This is a genomic window from Flavobacterium flavipigmentatum, assembly GCF_020911905.1.
Classification (GTDB): Bacteria; Bacteroidota; Bacteroidia; order Flavobacteriales; family Flavobacteriaceae; genus Flavobacterium; species Flavobacterium flavipigmentatum.
This window is the reverse complement of the sequence record NZ_CP087133.1, coordinates 1,981,197-2,004,096: the sequence shown is the minus strand read 5'-3', so window position 1 is coordinate 2,004,096 and position 22,900 is coordinate 1,981,197. Positions and strand designations below refer to the sequence as shown.

Genomic DNA, 22,900 nt, shown 5'->3' with positions numbered 1-22,900 from the left:
GTTCTTGCAAATATTATCTAATTTTGAAAAAATTAGCATACATAACCTCTTGAGCACAACTTACTCTTTTAACATATACAATAGCGCTGCATTACTCCCTGTGGACTGGAATTTACTGGCTTCAAGGAATATTTTTATGACTCGAGAATACCTGGAAGTCCTTGAAAAATCGGCTCCTGTAAACATGACTTGCCATTTTATTGGTATTTTCGAGAACGAAAATCTTATCGGAATTGCCTTGGCGCAATTTTTATTTTCAGAAAAATTACAATCTTTTGGAGAACGTGATAAATGCCTCAAAACTTCTGTGCGTAATTTTGCTTTCAAGAACTTTGCTTCACATGTTTTGTTCGTTGGCAACAATATGTTAACTGGCCAAAATGCTTTTTCTATAGCCGAAACCGCTAATAAACCACAAGCCGTAAAAGTGCTTCATAAAGCTATTCATTTCTTAAAAAAAGACTTTAAATCTAAAGGAAAGAAAGTACATATTACCAGTATCAAGGATTTCTCTGCTGCTGAAATTGATTTGCTAAAAGATGAATTTAAAAATAATTACATCTTCTCCACTCAGCCCAATATGATTTTTGAAATTAATGAGAACTGGAACACTGAGCAGGATTATATAGAGGCATTATCTAAAAAATACCGTGACCAATACAAACGAGCCCGCAAAAAATCGGATGGAGTAGAAAAACGAAAAATGTCTTTGGAGGAAATAATTGAGCATGAAAACACTATTTATGATTTGTATTTTCATGTTGCCAAAAATGCTCCGTTTAACACTTTTTTTCTAGCCAAAAATCATTTTAGAACTTTTAAAGAAATACTAAAAGACAAGTTCTTATTTTATGGTTATTTTATTGAAGAAAAGCTAATAGGTTTTAATACGCTAATCAAGAACGGAAACGATATGGACACCTATTTTTTAGGTTATGACGAAAGCATTCAGCGCGAAAAAATGCTGTACCTCAATATGTTATACGACATGATCGCCTATTCTATCAACCAAGGTTTTAGAACTATTGTTTTTGCCAGAACCGCATTAGAAATAAAAAGTTCTGTGGGTGCAAAACCTGTCAAAATGTACGGTTTAATTACCCACAGCAACCCATTTATTAATAAAAAGATGGGCAAAATATTCGATTATCTTGAACCTAAAATAGAATGGCAGGAACGAAATCCTTTTAAATAATTTGTTTGTTAAGGAACCGCAATTTTCATCTGTTTGTGCAAAATATTGATTTCCAAATTGGTTTGTGCGCCACAATACTCGCCATCAATTTGAAAATTGACCGGATTATCTGTTTTTATGGTGGCCTGTTTTGTCGAGATAATTACAATATCATCAGAGTCGATTGGCATATTTCCTGTTATGATTCTTCCCAGCAAAAGCAAATCCAGACTTTTTAAAATAACCAACTCAAATTGTCCATCATTCATTGCGCCATTCGGATTGATAATAACGCCTGTACCATATTTTTGAGAATTGGCAACAACAATCATTCTGGCAGTATGCTCTACTGTTTCGTTATTCGCAACGATCGTTGCCTGAAAAGGTTCTGCAGCATCTTTAAGCGTTGTATAGGCCTGCAAAGCATAACCCCAAAATCCGCGCAGATTGCTTTCTTCATAATTTTTAACCAGATCGGCATTGAGTCCAAGATCACTCAGATGAATACTTTTTTTGCCGTTGATACAAATCATATCTATTTCGATATAATGATGTAGAAAAGCAATTGTTAAGTTCTCTTCAATCGTAACAGGCAGATTCAGGTCTACAGACAATCCATTGGCAGAACCTGCGGGCAAAACACCAATAATTACATCGTGCTCTTCCATGGCTTCAGCCACCATTTTTATGGTTCCGTCACCGCCAGCCACTACAATTCGTGACGGTTGATATTGATCATAAAGTGCTTTTATTTCTTCTAAATCCTGCTCTCCCGAAGTCTCATACACTATCAGGTTGAAATTGTGCGTTACAGCGAATTCGTTTACCGATTCGATCAATTCGGATTTATCCAGATCACCGGAAATAGGATTTACTACAAAAATGATATTCTTTTTCAAAATTTTATGTTTAAAACCGATTAAAATAATTAATTTACAATCTCTATAAAAGTACGTAATTAATGAAACCAATTTTACAATTATATCGCGGTTATGCTAATGGACAAGAATTAATTGTAATGGGACATGTTTTTAAAACCGATTACAGCTATGATTTTCAGAAGAAAAATTTTAAAAATGCTACTTCGGTCATCAATCAATTTAGGATAAAAACGATTAAAAACTTTGATCTTTATCTTCATTATGACGGACAAGAGATTCATACTAAAACCTTAGATGATGGTCATTTTAAATTTTGCATCCCGATTGAAAATGAGTCTCAGTTTGGATGGAATGAATATGAAGTGAGTATGAAATATGAAGAGGAAACAATTAGCTCCACTGGAAGTTTTATCAGGCCTCACAAAGGAAATCTGGGGATTATCTCTGACATAGACGATACTTTTTTGATTTCGCACACCCATAATTTTTTTAAAAAAATCTACATTCTTTTGTTTAAAAATGTGAATGACAGAAAGGTTTTTAAAGATGTTGTCCCCTATTATCAAGCGTTGAGCTCTGCCGGAAGAAACAATCAAGACGAACAAAATGCCTTTTTTTATATTTCGAGCAGCGAATGGAATTTGTATCGTTTTATTGTAGAGTTTACCAAAATTCATGAGTTGCCGAGAGCTGTTATTTTGTTGAAAGATATTAAGCGAGGCATCACCGATTTTTTTATGAGCGGAAGAGGCAATCACGATCATAAATTTGAAAAAATTAAGCATGTTTTAGAATTTTACCCCAATCTTAAATATATTTTATTGGGAGATGACTCGCAACACGATCCGATGTTGTATGAGCGAACTTGCAAAATTTTTCCCTTGACCGTAAAAGCAGTTTATATTAGGCAAACTGGCAAATACCAGAAAGAAGCTATTAAAGTTATTATGAGCAATCTGGAAAGCCTAAACATTTCGGTTTGCTATTTTAAAGAAAGCAGTGAAGCGATTATGCACTCTAAATCGATTGGAATTATTAAATAATTTTTTTTGTGAAAGGCTTTTTTGTGAAAGGCTTTTTTGTGAAATGTAAAATGTTATGGAAACGAAACTTGAAACTTCCTTCTCTAGCCCAGATTGAAAAGGAAAGCCCGGAGCAAAAAAACCTGTATTTCTTGTTGTAAAAAAGCGACTGAAAGAAGCTCTTTTTGCGACATTGGAAATACAGGTTTTTTTGTGAGGACTTGGAATGAAAAGCTGGAAATAGCTCCTGAAAATATTATGCGTTGAGATTATCTATTTCTTCCTGAACGATTTCCCAGTCGAGAAGCAATTGATCCAGATCTTCTTTCTTTTTGTTGTATGCCTTAAAAAATGAGGCATCCTCGATATGTTTGTTGTAATTAGAAGTTAACATTTTATCGTCGTGCTGAATGTCTTTTTCTAATTGTTTGATTTGACTTTCGATTTTACTCAGTCGGTTTTGCAACGACTTTCCTTTTTTCTGATCTTCGTAGGAAGTTTTATTGCTTTCTTTGGGACCCGTTGCTTTGGCGACGTCTTTTTTCTCTACTTCACGCATATTCTCGAGGTTGCGTTGTTCTAAGAAATAGTTGATATCGCCCAAATATTCTTTGATTTTCTGATCTTTAAATTCGTAAACGATATTCGACATTCCCTGAAGAAAATCCCTGTCGTGAGAAACCAACAATAGGGTTCCTCCAAATTTTTGCAATGCAGCCTTTAAAACGTTCTTAGATTTGATATCTAAGTGGTTGGTAGGCTCATCCATCAGTAAAACGTTTATGGGTTGTAAAAGCAGCTTACAAAGTGCCAAACGATTGCGCTCGCCTCCCGAAAGTACCTTTACTTTTTTCTCAACGTCGTCTCCGCGGAACAAAAATGATCCTAACATGTCGCGAACTTTAGAGCGATTTGTGTCCATTGCCGCATCTTCCATGGTTTGCAACAAAGTAATTTCGCCATCAAGATATTCTGCCTGATTTTGCGCAAAGTAACCTAACTGTACATTATGCCCTAGTTTGATACTTCCCTGATACTCAAATTCGTCAACAATTGCTTTGATAAAAGTTGATTTTCCCTGACCATTTTGCCCGACAAAAGCAATTTTACTCCCGCGCTCTACCAATAAATTGATGTCTTTCAGGATGGTTTTGTCGCCATAGGCTTTGGTTACATTTTCTGCTTCTACTACTACTCTGCCCGGTTCTTTTGAAACTGGGAAAGAGATATTCATTACCGAATTGTCGTCTTCATCGACTTCAATTCGCTCGACTTTATCTAATTTTTTAATCAGGGATTGTGCCATTGAAGCTTTTGAAGCTTTTGCACGGAATTTCTCGATCAGTTTTTCTGTTTCCTCAATTTTCTTAGCCTGATTTTTTTGAGTGGCCAATTGTTTTTCGCGAATTTCATGACGCAATTCCAAATATTGAGAATATGGTTTGTTGAAATCGTACGCTTTTCCTAACGAAATTTCGATGGTACGATTGGTCACGTTATCCAAAAACATCTTATCGTGCGAAACAATCACCACAACACCAGGATAATTGCGAAGAAAACTTTCTAACCAGATGATACTCTCGATATCTAAGTGGTTGGTCGGCTCATCCAGCAACAACACATCATTGGACTGCAATAATAATTTTGCCAACTCGATACGCATTCTCCATCCTCCCGAAAAAGTCTCTGTTTGGCTGTTAAAAACCTCTCTTTTAAAACCTAATCCTAAAAGAATTTTCTCTGTATCGCCCACATAATTGTATCCTCCTAAAAGCTCAAAACGATGCGTGTAATCAGACAAGTCTTCTATAATCTGGCTGTACTCCTCACTTTCATAATCGGTTCTGGTTACCAACTGATGATTGATTTGTTCTAATTTTTTCTCAACAACCTTAATATCAGTAAACGCTTCGTACGCCTCTTCTAAAACAGTTCTTCCTTGTTCAAAATCAATATCCTGACGAAGGAAACCCATTCGAACTTCTTTTTCGGTGGCTATTTGTCCTGAATCTGGTTTGAAATCACCCGCCAAAATTTTTAACATGGTTGACTTTCCTGCCCCATTTTTACCAACAAGTCCAACTCGATCACCAGCACCTAAACGAAAAGTTACTTCTTCGAACAAATAAGAACCTCCAAAAGAAACCGATAAATTATGTATATTAAGCATTATAATTATTTTTTTACGTTTAAAGTTTCAGGCTTAGATACCTTAAACAGAGAATGAAAATCGTAAATTTGCTTTATCGAAATAACGATAAATTAAATTTTTTGCAAATGTTAAAAAAAGGATCCAAACTAAATAGTATTTTAACAGGAAGTTGTCCAAAATGTCAAAATGAGAGCATGTATTCGGACAAAAACCCCCTTCATTTGACTAAGGTTCTCAAAATGAATGATAATTGTAGCCATTGTGGCTTTAAATATCAAATTGAACCTTCCTTTTTTTATGGAGCAATGTATGTAAGTTACGGATTGAATGTTGCTGTAGGCGTTGCCGCTTTTATTGTATCTTTTGTATTCTTTGGCGCTAGTATCGGATACGCATTTGTGACCATAATTGCAACCTTGGTTGTTTTATTACCTTTTATTTTACGATTGTCCAGAAACATCTATATCAATATGTTTGTTTCTTACGATCCTAAAGCGGGTCATAAATAACATTCTTCTGGTATTTTTTATGAAATCTCCTAATATCAATTTCAGGGTCTAAAGAAACATTATTTTCAATACTTTCAAACAAAGCTTTTGCCATAGCAGGCCCGAGCATTACCCCACGCGTTCCTAATCCGTTAAGGATGTGAAGTGATTGATGATCGTGATGTGTACCAATGAGAGGTCTCCTGTCTTTTACTGTTGGACGGACTCCTGCAAAATGTTTTACGATCTCAAAATCACACATTAAAATTTCTTTGATACGATCTATAAGTTCCTGCTTTCCTTCTTCGGTAGGTACATCTGTTTTATCTTTCCAATTGTAGGTTGCGCCCACTTTAAATAAGTCATCTCCTAAAGGCAGAATAAAAACACTAGTATTAACGATAACATCTAATTTTAATTCCGGTGCTTTGATAACAAAAAGTTCTCCTTTTGTACCGTCAAGAGGTAAATAATTAAAAAAAGGATTCTTATGCAATCCAAAACCTTCGGCAAAAATGATATGGCGTGCCTTGATCTTTTTGTATTGAATTCCGATATCTAACAATTCAATACAACTACTGTCAAAAAACTCTTGTAACAACAAATTATTAAGCTGTAAGTAATGTTTATAGCTATCTAAAAGCAAAGCTGTATCTACATATCCTGTATGTAAAACTTCTCCGTAATCATGAGGAGAATCAATGCCTTGAAATTTTTTGGAAATTAATTTTGTAGCTAAAAAAGGAGCTAAATTTACTTTATCAGAAGCTGCAAACCAGTTATTTTGCTCTTCGATAGAAAAAAACTTTCTTAGGATGGGAAGTTTAAAATTGAACTTTTTGTTTAATTTATTTTCGATATGATGATAAAAATCGTTCATTATTACCAATTGTTCCTCTGCTTTCCAAACTTCGCTAAAACGTTTTAAAATAACAGGATTATACAACCCGCCAGCAATTCTAGAAGAATTCTGAGACTCATCATCTAAGACTAAAATGGTTTTATTGTTTTTGAGAGCAACTTCCGCAAAAGAAATTCCGGCTAACCCAGACCCGATAATAAGATAATCAATCATTTGTGTAAATAGGTAAAAATAAAAAACTCTTACTACAAAGGTAGTAAGAGTTTTTGTTATTATGTGTTATGAGCAACTTAGTAGTTCCACATATCTTGTTCGAAATTACGAATCTTCTCTTTTACTCTTTCAGATTCTAACAACTGATTTTGTGCATTGTCTTTCATGTACTCTTTAATCTCACGATCACCGTACAAGTTTTCTTCTTTGTAAAGAATTGCATTAAAACGTCTAGAATTTAATATCTGATCGAATGAAATTGGTAATGCTGAATTACTGTCGTTAAAAGCTTTTGCTTCGTGTAAAGCCTCTCTCGCATTTGGAAAGAAAACCCAAAACAACTCGATATAATCCTTTTCGTCACTATTCATTGTATAAACGTCAGGTGTAACAGGACAAATTCCAAGCAAACGATACTTCAATTCACTTTGACGTTTGTCAAAATACCAGTATCCTTTAATTTTGTACTGACTAACATCCTGAGCAGTAAGATCCTGTTTCAAAATGTACTCAGAAGGAACAGTTCTTGTAGCAGCTACAGTTTCATCAACATAAGTAACAACTTTCTTTTTACCAGTACCTGTAACTACTTTTTTCTTCACAACATGTGTTTTGTAGTCATCCGGATATTGATTAATTAGTTCTCTACCAGCATCTGTTGTATCAACACGAGATAATGAACCCTCGATGTCTTTCATAGATTTTTTAGTATTGAAATAACTATCAGTGTATACTTCAGTTATTTTTCCCTTTTTAAGGGCTTTCGTCAAAACGTCATAAAGAGAACGTCTGTCAGAACCAATATTAGCTGTATCTATTGGGAAATATAATGGGAAATTGATTTTTTCATTCAAATCAATGATTTCCCAAGTTGTTTTCCCCATTAAGATATCTCTATCATCTACATAACCGTAAGCCAATGGTCGATCATTGTCTGATATAAGTTGTGCAGGAGTCTTAAGTCCTATCTGAGCAGGTGTTTTTGCATTTAGCAAATTAGATTGCGCATGAGACGCAAAACCTCCAGCGATAGAAACAATAGCTATTAAAAAATTTCTTACTTTCATCATGATATCATTATAAGATATTGAACGTAGTTTTACCTACTTTATTATTGTATTTCGTAAATTACCGGAGCAGTTCTTGGTAATAAATAACTACCAGCTCCAACAAGTTTAGTTTTGATTTCAGAAATAGTAACTTGATCTCCTCTACCTGCTTTTGAAAGTACTGATTTACATTGTGCATTCAATCTGTTACCATTAACAACAACTGTAGGCTGTCCAGCGATTTTCAAATTAAATCCAACAACATCTAAACCAACTTCAAAATCAAAATCAAGTAATTTAGCACCAATAGTAGCAATCTCTAAGTTTGATTTAGGTCCTTTTACAACACCCATTTCTCCTCTGATTGTTCCAGTTGGACCAGGAATACCTTTAATTCTGAATGTTTTCTTATCCGTAACTTTATCTCCATTTGGCAAAGTTCCTGTTACAGAAATTGTAGTTTCTGTACCTGAACCCGGACTCATGTTATATTTTCCTGGTTTACCAGCAGAATTTAAACCTGGAGCACTTGCAACGATCTTATTAGCATCAACTCCTGCAAAAGATACAGAGATAGGGTTAACAACACCTCTATACACAACATTCATTTTGTCTGCAGAAATTGTAGCAGAGTTTGGTCTTGGAACTACAACATACTTACCAGCAAATTTAAGTGGAATATTTTTTCCATCTTCTAAGAACGTAAACTGACCATTAATATCTTGTTCTCCAACTCCTCCAGCGGTCAAAGAGATAACAGCTTGTCCGTTAACAATTTGTCCTGGTCCTTGAAATGAAGTAGGTTTTGTATTTTCGTCATAACGACCCAAAACCACTTTACCTGTAACTTTTTCTCCTTGAAAATAAGCGTTTTTATCCAAAACTACAATTGCCTGATAATTGCTATAAGATGCAGCAGCAACAGCCGCTTTACCTAATGCACTATTGTAAACATCTGTTTCAGCTTTTTTAACATCATTTTGCCAAGTTGAAAGTTTTGCAGCCGAAGCAATTGCAGGGAAACCTTTAAAGTGGTAATCTAAGTATTTTTGTTTTACACCTTCTTTGTTTTTTACATCAGAAACATCAAATTTCTTTTCAATCTCTGCTATAATGTTAGCATATTTTTTGTCTGTTCCTAAAGCAGCTTTCATGTCTGCTTTGTATTTTTGAATCGTAGCAATAATATCGTTACCTTTTTTAGTGTAACCGTCTCCTGTAAACCAGTCGTCGATATTATCACCTCTATCCATTGCCTCATAAGGTAATTTTCCAGTCTCTTTTTCAACTTCAAATCCTTTGATAGATTGAGCTTTTAAAGTACCAATATAATCATAAAATCCTTTTGAGATAGCTTCTACTTTATGAGCAGTTTGTGAAGCAATAATAAATTCTCCTTTTGCTTCAGCAGCTTTTTGATCTAAAGATGTCAATAATGAAGTGTTTGTTGCAATTGAAGAAGTATTAGCATCTTCAAATTTTTCGTTCATCAAACCAAAAGCAGAAATCACTTCTTTCGATACGTTCATTGCTAACATCGCGATGAAAACCAGATACATCAGGTTAATCATCTTCTGTCTAGGGGTTAATTTTCCTCCTGCCATTTTATTTTGTAATTAGTTCTTATTAATAAATTTACTATAATAGTTAAAAACTAATTATCCTTTGTTACTCATTGCAGAAAGCATTCCACCGTAAACACTGTTTAAAGAAGCAATGTTTGCAGTCATTGATTGCATTTGTTCTTTCAATTTAGCAGCATTATCAGCAATTTCACTGTTTGCCTGTGCGTTTCTTGAAGCACTTTCTAATTGAACTTTGTATAAACTGTTTAATGATTCCATTTGTGCAGCAGCCATAGACATTTCTTCAGCATATTTCTTTTGTCCTGCAATAGAATCTACTGTTGGAGAAATTGCTTTTGCAGCTCCTTCAAAGTTTTTGATGCTGTTTCCTAAGCTTGACATTAATTCTCCGTCAATTTTAGCTTCTTTCAACATTGCATCCAATTTTTGAGATAATAATCCCTGAGCATCTCCAGTTTCAACTTTGTCTTCTTTTTTTCTAGCCTGTCCGTTTGCTAATTCTGGGTACACAAGTGTCCAGTCTAGCTCCTCGTCTACTGGTTCAAAAGCAGAAAGAGCAAAAATTAACGCCTCCGTTAACAATCCTACTGAAAGCATAACTGTACCTGTCAAAGGTCCTAGTTCGAAGTGAGTAATTTTGAATAATGCTCCAACAATTACAACTGCTGCTCCCATACCATAAGCGAAATTCATTGCTTTTTTACTTAATAATGCCATAATAATAACTTTTTTTTAGGTTTAATAGATTCTTTTGATTTGGTGGTATTTACGATTTAATTTAGACTTTTATTATATTATTTTTTAGATCCTGTAACTTGAGTACCCATGTAATCTTGTACTGTTCTAAAACCAATGTAACTTCTTGCAGAATCTGCATATTCATGGTCACGAGTACTTACCTGTAGGAAGTAAGCAACGTCTTTCCAAGAACCTCCACGAACCACTTTACGTTGGTTGTTTCCGTCGATAACATTAGGATTCATTGTAGACACATATTCGTAAGCATTAGGATTGTAAGCAGAATCAGTCCACTCAGCCACATTTCCAGCCATATTATATAAGTTGTATCCGTTTGGATCGTATGATTTTGCCTCTACTGTATACAAAGCTTCATCAGCAGCGTAATCTCCTCTGCTTGGCTTAAAGTTAGCCAAGAAACAACCTCTATCACTTTTAGTGTAAGGTCCTCCCCAAGGGTAAGTAGCAGACTCAAGACCTCCTCTGGCAGCATATTCCCATTCTGCTTCAGTTGGTAATCTAAAAGCATTTACAAGGTCACGCCCTTTTTTCTTAGATTTGATATAAGAATTTTTATTTAATGTTCTCCAAGCGCAAAATGCTTTAGCTTGCTTCCATGTAACTCCCACTACTGGATAATCACCGTAAGCTTTGTGCCAGAAATAATCATTGTGCATTGGCTCATTATAGGAATAAGCAAAATCTTTAATCCAAACTGTAGTATCAGGATAAATTGGCACTTGCTCAGTCTTTACAAAGTCTTTTCTTTTTCCAACTTTAGCTTTTGCTGCAGCTTGAATATCCATCCAAGAATAACGGAATTTTAATTTATTTACATCAATTGTTCTTAAACCATTGTATGATTCTTCAATTGGCAAATACATAGAGTCCATTACCTCTGTGTAATATTCATCTGGATACGCTTTTGTATCCTTAATCAATTTTACTTTTTTGTTTAGTTTTCTACCAGCATACGGATCATCTTTTGTACCAACACTATAATAGTTATCGTACATATACTTATCGTAAGCGGTCATTTTTTCAGGATCAGAATCATTAAATGCATAATCAGAAATACTACCTGCATTTTTTCCTTTTCCATCAGCTGGAGCTTTTTGACCTGTTTCATCAGCCAAAATCGCCAAACGAACTCTCATTGTAGAATCTTTTACCCATTCTACAAACTGACGGTACTCACTATTAGTGATCTCAGTTTCATCCATATAAAACGAACGAACCGTTACCGTTTTGGTTGGAGCGTCTTCTACGGCAGCTAAATCAGCGTCTGATTTACCCATGATAAAAGATCCACCTGGGACCAATGTCATTCCATAAGGCTTCTCAGGATGCCATTTGCCTCCTGTAACACCAACTAACTCACCTTTATCACCTGATTTACCACAGCCGATAACCAGTGTTAACATTGCCGCAAATGCAATAAACTTCTTCATATAAATTTGGATTATCTATTCATTATTATAAGTTTGTAAACGTATTTATTATTTACCTAAAAAACAACACTGTTCACAAAATTTATTTCACCGTTCAAAAATAATGTTAAATAAAATAAAAAAAAAATATTTTGTCGATAAACTACCTTTAAAAATCGGTGTAAAACGTTAAATTTTATATTTTGTAATACTTTGTTTACTAAATTATTTTTTGATTTTTTTTAGTCTTCAAAAAAGCAAGATTATACCTATCTTATCTTCATAAAGAATTTTTTCTTTGTGCCTTCCACCATCTTTCTGGCAACTCTTGATTACATGCACTCAGATATTCATCATAAGAACAAGGTAATAACGTGTTTCTTTTCAATTTATTATGACCGTTTGACTCAAAAGGGATCTCAATCCACCATCGGTCTGTCTTGTCACTTTTATAAAATATCAATTCTTCTTCATCTAAAGGAACAATGTACTTTAAATACGTTGCTCGACTACCAAACGGATATTCCTTCGATCGATAATGATATCCTTCGATAAAATACCAAACCATTTGCGAAATAATCACTGTTTCTGGAATAGTACTATTATGATTAAAAATTCCGAAAGCCGAAACTTTATCACTAATTCCTGCATACCTAGCCAAAGAACATATTTCTTTTCCGTTGAAACCATTTGGCTCAAAAGTAATATAATTTCCTGAATCTGATGACTTTACAGCATTTAAATCGACACTAACCAAATCAGCATCTCTAAAAACTGGTTCTGCTAAGGCTATTTTATTGGATATTTCTCCCAAACGATACGCATCAAAAAACAACTTTTCGATCAAATCTATTTCTTCCTGCGAATTATAATAAGTTTGATAACCTATATTACAGTAATTAAAAAGATTATTAGGCTCGTCTATTATAATTTTTGTCAGGTATGAATTGGCCGAAACTGTCTCATTCTCTTTACCAAAATCAAACCTATTGTCTACCGCAACTAAGTTAACCATTTGCTCCAGATCGTCGTAAGCGCGATACATAGCATACGTTAAATCCTGAGAACCTCCTATAACTATAGGAATCACTTTGTTTTTTATCAAAGTACTGGTTACTTTTTTTAATGCAAAATAAGTGTCTTCAACAGAATCCCCTGCCAAAATATCACCCAAATCTGCAATTGAAGCATCCCAGTTTCCCGGAAACATACTGTAAATTTTTTTACGAAAACCATTCAGATTTACTTCATTTACCATGTCGATGTTCCTGCGATCCTCTAAAACTCCTACTATAGCAATATTTATTTTGCTAATATCTGGAAATTGATCCTGCGTATGAAATACAATTTTGCTACCTAACTCTTGTGAAGAAAGCGAATTGATGAATTTTAGAATCCCATCATCTACTGGTTTTAGAAAATCAAATTCCATTTCTTATTTCTTTTTAGCGACTGGCTTCTTAGCGGGAGCTTTTTTAGTTGCTGCTGCTTTTTTGGCTGGTGTTTTTTTCGCCGGTGTCTTTTCTGCTATCATCTTTTGAACTTGATCTAACGTCAACTTTGTCGCATCGACATCTTTACTCAATTCAATTTTGATTTTGCCTTTTGTGATCACCGAACGGCCCCAACGCGCTTTTTCTACCAAAATACCTTCGTCTTCCCAATTGTGAAGCACTTTATCTATATTTTTTTGCAATTTATCTTCAATCAAATCCTGAACATCTTGCTGGGATAAATTGTCAAAATTGTATTTTTTACTTACGTTAATAAAAATTCCATTCCATTTTATGAAAGGACCAAAACGCCCTACACCTTTCTGAACTGACTCTCCTTTGTAAACAGCAATCGGAGCATCTGCAAGCGCTTTTTCATCAATTAATTCTTTTGCTCTTTCTTCAGAAACCCCTAAAGGATCTTCTCCTCTCGGCAAGGATATAAAAACACTTCCGTGACGTACATAAGGACCATAACGCCCGTTGCTTACTTCTACTTCTTCTCCTTTATATTCACCTAAACTTTTAGGCAATAAAAATAAATTCAGAGCGTCTTCTAAAGTGATGTTACCAATATTTTGATCTGCCATTAAACTGGCAAATTTTTTATCCTCATCGTCTGCTTCTCCAATCTGAGCCATCGGCCCAAATTTTCCTAAACGAACAGAAACTTGTCTTCCTTCTGCATTTTTTCCAAGAATTCTCTCTCCGCTTTCGCGCTCAGCATTGGCTTCTACTTCTTTTACATTAGGGTGAAATTTATTGTAGAAATCCTGCATCATAACTGCCCAGTCAATATTTCCTTCGGCAATTTCATCAAAATCCTGCTCTACTTTTGCAGTAAAATTATAATCTAGAATATTTCCAAAATTCTTAACCAGGAAATCTGTCACAATCGTCCCAATATCGGTTGGTACCAATTTACCTTTATCAGAGCCTGTATTTTCTTTCAGCAACTTCTCTCCTACTTTACTGGCTTGCAAAGTAAGTTGTGTATAATTACGCTCCTGCCCTTCAAGAGTTCCTTTTTCGACATAATTTCTATTGATAATCGTAGAAATAGTAGGTGCATACGTAGACGGACGGCCAATTCCTAATTCCTCCAATTTTTTTACCAAAGAAGCTTCGGTGTAACGAGCTGGCGGTCTTGAATATCTTTCGGTTGCTGTAATATAGTTGTTTGCAAGTTTTTCGTGTACTTTCATCGCAGGCAACATTCCTTCTTGTTCTTCTTCATCATCATCGTGCCCTTCAAGATACACTTTAAGAAATCCTTCAAAAAGCAAAACTTCTCCAGAAGCAGTAAATAATTCGCTGTGATTATTGGCTTCAATTTTTACGTTTGTTCTTTCTAACTGTGCATCACTCATTTGTGAGGCCAAGGTTCTTTTCCAGATCAAATCATACAAACGAGCCTGATCACGATCTATATCTACTGTATGACGCGACATATCTGTTGGACGAATTGCTTCGTGCGCTTCTTGTGCTCCTTTGCTTTTATTGGCAAAAGTTCGAGGTTTTGAAAACTCTTTTCCGTACGATTTTATGATTTCGGCTTCAGCAGCGTCCATCGCATCTTTAGAAAGATTGACACTATCGGTTCTCATATAAGTAATAAGTCCCGCTTCGTACAAACGTTGAGCAAGCTGCATCGTAATTCCTACCGGCAAATACAATTTTCTAGCTGCTTCTTGTTGAAGCGTAGAGGTTGTAAAAGGGCCTGTTGGTGATTTTTTGGTTGGTTTGGTTTCTAAATCCGAAACTTTATATTGTGAACCGATGTTTTGTTTTAAAAAATCTTCGGCTTCTTTTTTGGTATTGAAATTTTTTGGCAATTTTGCTTTGAATGCCTTTCCGGCTTCATTTACAAATTCTGCTACTACAGAATAACTGGCTACTGCATTAAAGTTCTGAATTTCACGCTCGCGCTCTACAATCAAACGAACAGAAACTGATTGGACACGACCCGCAGACAAACCTCCTTTAATTTTTCTCCATAAAACAGGAGACAATTCGTAACCCACTAAACGGTCTAAAACACGACGCGCTTGTTGTGCATTTACTAAATTATAATCAATTTCTCTCGGATTATCGATTGCTTTAAGAATCGCCGATTTGGTAATTTCATGAAAGACAATTCTTTTTGTTTTTTTTATATCTAATTTTAGTTCTTCCGCAAGATGCCATGAAATAGCTTCTCCCTCGCGGTCCTCATCACTTGCCAACCAAACCATTTCGGCATTTTTGGATAGTGTTTTCAGTTTACTTACCAAAGCTTTTTTATCTGGAGAAACTTCGTATTTAGGTTTAAAACCATTTTCTACATCTACCCCAATTTCCTTTGATGGTAAGTCGGCGATATGCCCATAACTTGATTCAACCTGAAAATCACTTCCTAGAAATTTCTCTATCGTTTTCGCCTTCGCAGGTGATTCCACTATTACTAAATTCTTTGCCATTGCTCTATTTTTCTGCAACAAAAGTATCTATTTTTTTTAAATTTTGGGTTTTTTTAAATTTTAAAAGTCAAGTAATAGTCGATTTACAAGTTTTGAATACTAATAATCTTATTGTTTTAAAAAAAATATTCTAATTAGTTCTTTCAAATCCAGTACAAAGCAAACCTCTATTTTCAAAGCAAAAAATTAGAGACCATTAGAACTTCTATAATCACTTGATTAAGATGCGCTTTCAATGCATTAGTAAAACTCAGCCACAATCGAGATGAAGTACCATACGTTTTCAAAACCAATTTATTACAGGGAAACTGCCTGAAAATAGATTTTGCAATTGGCCTGATAACCGAGCTTAAATGATCTCGAATAATTCGATCTACTATAAGGTATCAATCTTTGCTTCTTTAGATACCTTTAGAAAAACATTTAAGGACCTGGGAGCACTAATAAATATTCGAGACTGAACCTAAATATAACGCAATCATGATGACTAATATATTTTAAAACTTCTTTGGTTTTGTTATTTTTTTCAACCTGTAGGCCTTCATTATGATTTGTGTCCCTATCTAAAGAACCACTAGACTGCTTACTAACTCCATTCTATAAATGGTTTAAAATTCAATAATAAAAGTACTATATCTGTTTTTATTTAGTTTCTTTATGTTTGTTAAAAGATAAAAAGGTTTTCAAAAAGATAAAAAATAATAAATGAACCGAAAAGAACAATTATCAAAATTAAACAAAACTACAGAATGGGATGTAATCGTAATTGGCGGAGGAGCAAGCGGACTGGGTACAGCACTTGACGCAGCCAGCAGAGGTTACAAAACAATTTTGGTTGAAGCAGTAGATTTTGCTAAAGGAACTTCTAGCCGAAGTACCAAATTAGTTCATGGCGGCGTGCGTTATTTAGAGCAAGGAAATATTTCATTAGTAAAAGAAGCCTTAAAAGAAAGAGGACTAATGGCGAAAAACGCCAGTCATTTAATTAAAAACCAATCTTTTGTAATCCCAAACTACAACTGGTGGGGCGGTTATTTTTACACCATCGGACTCACTATTTACGATCTGTTAGCCGGGAGACTCAGCTTGGGGCGATCAAAATACATTTCAAAGAAAAAAACGATTGAACTACTTCCAACCGTTGAGACAAAAGGCTTGGTAAGCGGCGTAATCTATCATGACGGCCAATTTGATGACTCTCGTTTAGCGATTAACCTGGCACAAACTGCAGTAGAAAAAGGTGCCTGCCTTCTGAATTATACCAAAGTGATAAATTTATTAAAAGACGACAAAAATCAGGTAACCGGAGTTACGGTAAAAGACCAAGAATCTGGAGAGACATATAATATAAAAGGAACTGCAGTCATAAACGCGACAGGTGTTTTTACTAATGCAATCATGAAATTAAACGATACTGTCTATAAAAAATACATTGTTCCCAGTCAAGGAATTCACCTCGTCTTCGACAAATCTTTCTTACCAAGCGACCACGCCTTGATGATTCCAAAAACAAGTGACGGAAGAGTATTATTTGCAGTGCCTTGGCATAATAAAATCGTGGTGGGAACAACAGATACTTTGATAAAAAAACAGAGTCTGGAACCCATTGCGCTGGAAAGCGAAATTGAATTTGTTTTAGAAACAGCACAACGATTCTTGGCAAAAAAACCAACCAGAACTGATGTCTTATCTGTTTTTGCGGGTTTACGACCTTTAGCAGCACCAAAAGAAGAAGGCAAAAGTACCAAGGAAGTTTCAAGAAGCCATAAAATAATTGTTTCTGAAACAGGTTTAATAACCATCACCGGAGGAAAATGGACTACCTACCGAAAAATCGCTGAAGACATTATAGACAAAGCGATTACTGTGCATCATTTACCTAAAAAACAATGTACAACAGAACACATTCCCATTCATGGAAATAAGGCAACAGACACATCAGACCGAGAAAACCATCTATATATTTATGGTTCTGATATTCCTAAATTATTAGAATTACAGAATAACGAAGTCGAATTAAAAGAAAAACTTCATCCCGACTATGATTACACTATGGCAGAAGTCGCCTGGGCAATCCGTCACGAAATGGCCAGAACTATAGACGATATTCTGGCAAGACGCGTTCGTTTATTATTTTTAGACGCAACTGCGGCTATAGCTTCCTCAGAAAAAGTAGCTCAATTATTAGCTAAAGAATTAGGCCATGACAGAACTTGGATTAAAAAACAAGTATCTGAATTTAAAACACTTGCAAAAGGATATCTTTTGAGTGAATTTGAATAAAATACAAAATACTGTTAATTCTTTTTCTGCCATCTTGTCACATTTATAGGTTTTACATTATCTTTGCACTCTGAAATTACATGATGGAAAAGATTATTGAAGAAAGTAAACAAGGCGAAAGTCTTGTTTTGGAAAATAAACCCGAGAATACTAAAAAACTTTTTATAGAAAGTTACGGCTGTGCGATGAATTTTTCGGACAGCGAAATCGTTGCTTCTATTTTATCGATAAACGGATACAATACAACACAAACCCTTGAAGATGCAGATCTGGTTTTGGTAAACACGTGCTCTATTCGCGACAAAGCAGAGCAAACAATCCGTAAACGTCTTGAGAAATACAACGCTGTAAAACGCATTAATCCGAAAATGAAAGTAGGCGTTTTGGGCTGTATGGCCGAGCGTTTGAAAAGTCAGTTTTTGGAAGAAGAAAAAATAGTCGATCTTGTTGTTGGGCCAGACGCCTACAAAGATTTACCTAATTTATTAGCTGAAGTAGAAGAAGGCCGAGACGCTATTAATGTAATTTTATCGAAAGAGGAAACCTACGGAGATATTTCGCCTGTTCGTTTAATGAGTAACGGAATCACAGCTTTGGTTTCGATCACCCGTGGTTGCGATAACATGTGTACTTTTTGCGTAGTTCCTTTTACACGCGGGCGTGAGCGTAGCCGTGAGCCACAAAGTATTATGAAAGAAATTCAGGATTTGTGGGACAAAGGTTTTAAAGAAATCACACTTTTAGGTCAAAATGTAGACAGTTACCTCTGGTACGGCGGTGGTTTGAAAAAAGATTTCGAAAACGCTTCGGAGATGCAAAAAGCAACTGCTGTTGATTTTGATCAATTGCTTGAAATGGTTGCAGTTGGTTTTCCTAAAATGCGCATTCGATTTTCAACTTCAAATCCGCAGGATATGCACGAAAGTGTATTGCATGTAATTGCCAAACACCCCAATATCTGCAAACACATTCACCTTCCTGTTCAGTCTGGAAGTAACCGAATTCTTAAAGAAATGAATCGCTTGCATACGCGCGAAGAATACATGGCGCTGATTGATAAAATTAGAACTATTATTCCGAATGCCTCGATTTCGCAAGATATGATCGCAGGTTTCCCAACAGAAACAGAAGAAGATCATCAGGATACCATGAGTTTGATGGAATATGTAAAATATAATTTCGGTTATATGTATTCGTATTCAGAACGTCCGGGAACTTTGGCCGGAAGAAAAATGGAAGATGATGTTCCCGAAGAAACTAAAGCCAGAAGATTGCAGGAAATTGTCGATCTACAGCAAAAACACGCCTGGTTTCGCAGTGAAGAATTTGTGGGACAAGTTGTTGAAGTTTTAATCGAAAAAGTGTCTAAAAAATCGACAGAAGAATTCTCTGGAAGAAATTCGCAAAGCATTACGGTAGTTTTCCCAAAAGAAAATTATAAAATCGGTGATTTTGTAAATGTAAAGATCACAAGTTGCACCAGCGGAACTTTGAAAGGAGAGGCAGTGGGATTAAGTGAAATGAATTAATTTTTTTTGCCACAGATTAATAAGATTAAAAATGATTTTTTTGTGTTATTTTTCTTATTTTTAAAAACTGTAGTAAAATAAATAATTTATGCAACATTATAGAGAAGCTGAAACGTATACGATTATCGGTATATGCATGGAAGTACACCGAAATCTTGGGCCAGGCTTATTAGAAATAATTTACAAAGACGCTTTAGAAATAGAATTTAAGGAAAATAATATTCTCTTTGAAAGAGAAAAAGAATATTCAATTGAATACAAAGGCAAAATTTTACCTCATAAATTTTGTGCAGATTTTGTACTTAATGAAGACATAATTTTAGAAGTAAAAGCAGTTAAAGAATTTTCAAATGAACATATTGCTCAGATTTTAAATTATATAAAATTATCTAATTCAGAAGTAGGATTGCTTGTCAATTTTCAAACAAAATCACTTCAATATAAAAGATACGTTTGATGAAATTTTAAAAAATCTGTGCTAATGATTTTAATCTGTGGCAAAAAAATTAATACATGGAAACAGTTCAAGCAATAAAACAGCGATTTGAGATTATTGGTAATGATCCGAAATTAAATCGCGCCATCGAAAAAGCCATTCAGGTTGCTCCTACTGATATCTCGGTAATGGTAACGGGAGAAAGCGGTGTTGGTAAAGAAAATATCCCTAGAATTATTCATTCGCTTTCGCACAGAAAACACGGAAAGTATATTGCTGTAAACTGCGGGGCCATTCCGGAGGGAACTATTGACAGTGAACTTTTTGGTCACGAAAAAGGTGCTTTTACAGGCGCTACAAGTACGCGTGAGGGCTATTTTGAAGTGGCTGATGGCGGAACCATCTTTCTTGACGAAGTTGGAGAGTTGCCTTTGACAACACAAGTGAGACTGCTTCGTGTACTTGAAAATGGCGAATTTATAAAAGTAGGTTCATCTCAGGTTCAGAAAACCAACGTTCGTATTGTGGCTGCAACAAATGTCAATTTATTCAACGCCATCGAAAAAGGAAAATTCCGTGAGGATTTGTATTATCGTTTGACTACGGTCGAAATCACACTGCCGCCTTTGCGTGAGAGAAACGAAGACATTCATTTATTGTTTAGAAAATTTGTTGCCGATTTTGCACACAAGTACAAAATGCCACCTTTAAAACTAGACGATAATGCCGTTCAATTGTTACAAAAATTCAGATGGAACGGAAATATTCGTCAATTGCGAAATGTAGCCGAACAAATTTCGGTTCTAGAGACCAATCGTGATATTTCGTTAGCAACTTTACAATCGTATTTGCCTACCGAAGGGTCTAATTTACCTTCTGTAATTAGTGATAAGAAGAAAGAAAGTGATTTTAGCACCGAAAGAGATATTTTGTACAAAGTACTTTTTGATATGAAAAGTGACTTGAATGATTTGAAAAAACTTACTTTAGAATTGATGAAAAACGGCTCATCAAAAGTACAGGATATTAATCCAAATTTAATTCAAAAAATATACGGCTCACAGCAAAACGACAGTGAAATAGATTTTGAAGAAGAGCCAAGAACAGCGGTTATGACGCCGGCGGTTCGCGAAGAAAAGTATCAAAGCGTAGATGATAATAATTATCTTTTTGCAGAGACGATCGAAGAAGAAGAAATTTTACGCTTGGAACAAAAAGAAATCGAAATGATCAAAAAATCATTAGAAAAAAACAAAGGAAAACGAAAAGCTGCTGCTGATGAACTGGGTATTTCAGAGAGAACTTTGTATAGAAAAATCAAGCAATTCGATCTTTAAAAAGAAAAAAACAATATTAAAATCCCAAATTTCAAATTTACTATCTTTGAACGACTTTTTGAAATTCGAATATTGAGATTTGGAGTTTAAAAAAGTAGATTTTACTACAGATTTTTATGAAAAAAATATATTCTCTTATCGCGATTGTTTGCCTATTGATGTTTAACAGTTGCTCTGTTTACAACTTTACAGGCGCTACTCCTATTGATGCCGAAACGTTTCAGGTTAACTTTTTTCAGAACAATGCTGATTTGATTGAACCCGGAATTGATAGAGATTTTACATTGGCTTTACAGGATTTGATCATGAATCAAACCAACCTGAATCTGGTAAGTACTAATGGTGATTTGGTTTATGAAGGCGAAATTGTAGATTACAGAGTAACGCCAATGACAGCAACTGCCGATCAGCAAGCGGCACAAAACCGTTTGACGATTCGTGTAAATGTTCGTTTTAGCAACAGAAAAAAAGAAACCGATGATTTTGAAAAAACTTTCGAATTTTATTATGACTTTGAAGGCACCTCTTTACCAACGGGAAGTGTATTAAACGAAGCCATCAGAACTATTTTTGAAAGAATTACTCAGGATATTTTCAATGATTCACTTGCAAAATGGTAGTTTTAGTTTAACCGATACATCGTTTAGTCGCTGAAGCGAAAAAACATATCAACTATTAAACAAGTAAACAATTTCAACGATTAAACAAAAAGTAATGACTGTAAACGATTATACATACCTAATTAACAAACCTGATACTATTACAGAAATACAGGCGGATGCGTTAGGCACTGTTTTGAATGAGTTTCCGTATTTTCAGAGTGCAAGAGCATTACGATTAAAAGGACTTTACAATCAAAAAAGTTTTAAGTATAATTATGCATTAAAAGTTACCGCTGCACACACTACTGACAGAGCTGTTTTATTCGACTTTATTACTTCTGAAAGTTTTGCCGCTATTCAAAAAGATTATTACGACAAAAAACTAAAAGCTCTTTTAAACATTACTGTTTTTGATAGTACAATTATTTCGCCTGAAGAAATAAAAGAAGTGACCGAAGTACGTATCGATCCTATTGAGCAATCTATTTTAACGTCTATAAAAGAAGCCAACAATACTATTTTTGAAGAAATTGCTGATTCTGTTTCTGAAGAACCGCTGAATAGTACTGAAGAAACAACCTCTGAAGAAGTAAAACCTGAAGAAATAGAGGAGATTGAAGAGACAAAAGCAATTGAAGAATCAGTAAAAATTGCCGAAGAACATCTGGAAATAGGGAAACCTCTGGATTTTACGGTAAACGAAAAACACTCTTTTCAGGAATGGCTGCAATTATCAAGAACACAACCTATTGACCGAACAAAGGAAACCTCAATAAAACAGGAAGCAGCAATTAAACAAATAATATTGCCGGCTGCCATACCTGATATCGAAAAAATTGCAAAACAAATTGCGGACCCTGAAATACTAGATGAGGAGAAAAAGAAAAAAGCAGAAATAATAAACAAATTTATCGAAACCAATCCGAAGATTTCGCCTATTAAGTCCGGCTCACCTACTGTTCCGATTCAATTTGATATTAATAAAGATGACAATTCGTATTTGATGACCGAGACATTGGCCAGAGTGTATTTAGAACAAAAGAAATATACAAAAGCAATACAAGCATATCAAATATTAATTTTGAAATATCCAGAAAAAATTAGTTTCTTTGCAGACCGCATCGCGGATATAAAGATTTTACAACAAAATAACAATAATAATTAAA

Annotated in this window: 18 protein-coding genes; 9 read left to right on the top strand and 9 right to left on the bottom strand. The window is 34.9% G+C overall.

Features of this window, described 5'->3' with window-relative positions; genetic code table 11:
- Window positions 1-49: 49 nt before the first annotated feature.
- Window positions 50-1,195 (top strand): peptidogalycan biosysnthesis protein, encoded by a 1,146-nt coding sequence (locus LNP22_RS09050; RefSeq protein ID WP_229976243.1) that lies wholly within the window; start codon window positions 50-52, stop codon window positions 1,193-1,195.
- 8 nt (window positions 1,196-1,203) lie between these two features.
- On the opposite strand, the gene LNP22_RS09045 is transcribed toward LNP22_RS09050, so the two are convergent.
- Window positions 1,204-2,073, bottom strand: a complete 870-nt coding sequence (locus LNP22_RS09045; protein ID WP_229976242.1) for a diacylglycerol/lipid kinase family protein — start codon at window positions 2,071-2,073, stop codon at window positions 1,204-1,206.
- 62 nt (window positions 2,074-2,135) lie between these two features.
- Here LNP22_RS09045 and LNP22_RS09040 point away from each other — a divergent pair, with 62 nt between their 5' ends.
- Window positions 2,136-3,098 carry an App1 family protein phosphatidate phosphatase gene (locus tag LNP22_RS09040; protein WP_229976241.1) on the top strand — a complete coding sequence of 321 codons (963 nt, stop codon included), beginning with the start codon at window positions 2,136-2,138 and terminating at the stop codon, window positions 3,096-3,098.
- 235 nt (window positions 3,099-3,333) lie between these two features.
- On the opposite strand, the gene LNP22_RS09035 is transcribed toward LNP22_RS09040, so the two are convergent.
- The gene (locus LNP22_RS09035; protein WP_229976240.1) at window positions 3,334-5,247 is read right to left on the bottom strand and encodes an ABC-F family ATP-binding cassette domain-containing protein; all 1,914 of its coding nucleotides are present in this window, start codon (window positions 5,245-5,247) and stop codon (window positions 3,334-3,336) included.
- A 107-nt stretch (window positions 5,248-5,354) separates the two neighbouring features.
- On the opposite strand from LNP22_RS09035, the gene LNP22_RS09030 reads away from it, so the two are divergent.
- Window positions 5,355-5,738, top strand: coding sequence for a DUF983 domain-containing protein (locus tag LNP22_RS09030; RefSeq protein ID WP_210664769.1), 384 nt, complete (start codon window positions 5,355-5,357; stop codon window positions 5,736-5,738).
- Here LNP22_RS09030 and LNP22_RS09025 read toward each other — a convergent pair.
- From LNP22_RS09025 to topA, 7 genes are all read right to left on the bottom strand, one after another.
- Window positions 5,719-6,792 carry an NAD(P)/FAD-dependent oxidoreductase gene (locus LNP22_RS09025; protein WP_229976239.1) on the bottom strand — a complete coding sequence of 358 codons (1,074 nt, stop codon included), beginning with the start codon at window positions 6,790-6,792 and terminating at the stop codon, window positions 5,719-5,721. The two genes, LNP22_RS09030 and LNP22_RS09025, sit on opposite strands and share 20 nt — an antisense overlap.
- Window positions 6,793-6,869: 77 nt before the next feature.
- Window positions 6,870-7,859, bottom strand: a complete 990-nt coding sequence (gene porN, locus LNP22_RS09020) for a type IX secretion system ring subunit PorN/GldN (protein ID WP_229976370.1) — start codon at window positions 7,857-7,859, stop codon at window positions 6,870-6,872.
- 44 nt (window positions 7,860-7,903) lie between these two features.
- Window positions 7,904-9,445 (bottom strand): type IX secretion system motor protein PorM/GldM, encoded by a 1,542-nt coding sequence (gene porM, locus LNP22_RS09015; RefSeq protein ID WP_229976238.1) that lies wholly within the window; start codon window positions 9,443-9,445, stop codon window positions 7,904-7,906.
- Between the two features lie 54 nt (window positions 9,446-9,499).
- Window positions 9,500-10,144 (bottom strand): type IX secretion system motor protein PorL/GldL, encoded by a 645-nt coding sequence (gene porL, locus LNP22_RS09010; RefSeq protein ID WP_210664766.1) that lies wholly within the window; start codon window positions 10,142-10,144, stop codon window positions 9,500-9,502.
- Between the two features lie 77 nt (window positions 10,145-10,221).
- Window positions 10,222-11,616, bottom strand: a complete 1,395-nt coding sequence (gene porK, locus LNP22_RS09005; protein WP_210664765.1) for a T9SS ring complex lipoprotein PorK/GldK — start codon at window positions 11,614-11,616, stop codon at window positions 10,222-10,224.
- A gap of 259 nt (window positions 11,617-11,875) precedes the next feature.
- Window positions 11,876-13,027, bottom strand: coding sequence for a formimidoylglutamase (locus LNP22_RS09000; protein ID WP_229976237.1), 1,152 nt, complete (start codon window positions 13,025-13,027; stop codon window positions 11,876-11,878).
- A 3-nt stretch (window positions 13,028-13,030) separates the two neighbouring features.
- On the bottom strand, window positions 13,031-15,547 hold the full coding sequence (topA, locus tag LNP22_RS08995; RefSeq protein ID WP_229976236.1) for a type I DNA topoisomerase: 2,517 nt from the start codon (window positions 15,545-15,547) through the stop codon (window positions 13,031-13,033).
- A 705-nt stretch (window positions 15,548-16,252) separates the two neighbouring features.
- Here topA and LNP22_RS08990 point away from each other — a divergent pair.
- The 6 genes from LNP22_RS08990 to LNP22_RS08965 all read left to right on the top strand — a co-directional run bounded on the left by LNP22_RS08990 (window position 16,253) and on the right by LNP22_RS08965 (window position 22,899).
- On the top strand, window positions 16,253-17,830 hold the full coding sequence (locus tag LNP22_RS08990) for a glycerol-3-phosphate dehydrogenase/oxidase (protein WP_229976235.1): 1,578 nt from the start codon (window positions 16,253-16,255) through the stop codon (window positions 17,828-17,830).
- 83 nt (window positions 17,831-17,913) lie between these two features.
- Window positions 17,914-19,359: a tRNA (N6-isopentenyl adenosine(37)-C2)-methylthiotransferase MiaB gene (miaB, locus tag LNP22_RS08985; protein ID WP_229976234.1), complete on the top strand. Its 1,446-nt coding sequence runs from the start codon at window positions 17,914-17,916 to the stop codon at window positions 19,357-19,359.
- Between the two features lie 88 nt (window positions 19,360-19,447).
- A complete protein-coding gene (locus tag LNP22_RS08980) occupies window positions 19,448-19,816 on the top strand; it encodes a GxxExxY protein (RefSeq protein WP_210664760.1) in 369 nt (122 codons plus the stop codon).
- Between the two features lie 56 nt (window positions 19,817-19,872).
- Window positions 19,873-21,132, top strand: a complete 1,260-nt coding sequence (locus tag LNP22_RS08975; protein ID WP_229976233.1) for a sigma-54 interaction domain-containing protein — start codon at window positions 19,873-19,875, stop codon at window positions 21,130-21,132.
- A 116-nt stretch (window positions 21,133-21,248) separates the two neighbouring features.
- Complete coding sequence (locus LNP22_RS08970; protein WP_210664758.1) at window positions 21,249-21,752, top strand: LptE family protein; 504 nt, start codon at window positions 21,249-21,251, stop codon at window positions 21,750-21,752.
- 94 nt (window positions 21,753-21,846) lie between these two features.
- Window positions 21,847-22,899 carry a tetratricopeptide repeat protein gene (locus tag LNP22_RS08965; protein WP_229976232.1) on the top strand — a complete coding sequence of 351 codons (1,053 nt, stop codon included), beginning with the start codon at window positions 21,847-21,849 and terminating at the stop codon, window positions 22,897-22,899.
- Window position 22,900 lies beyond the last annotated feature (1 nt).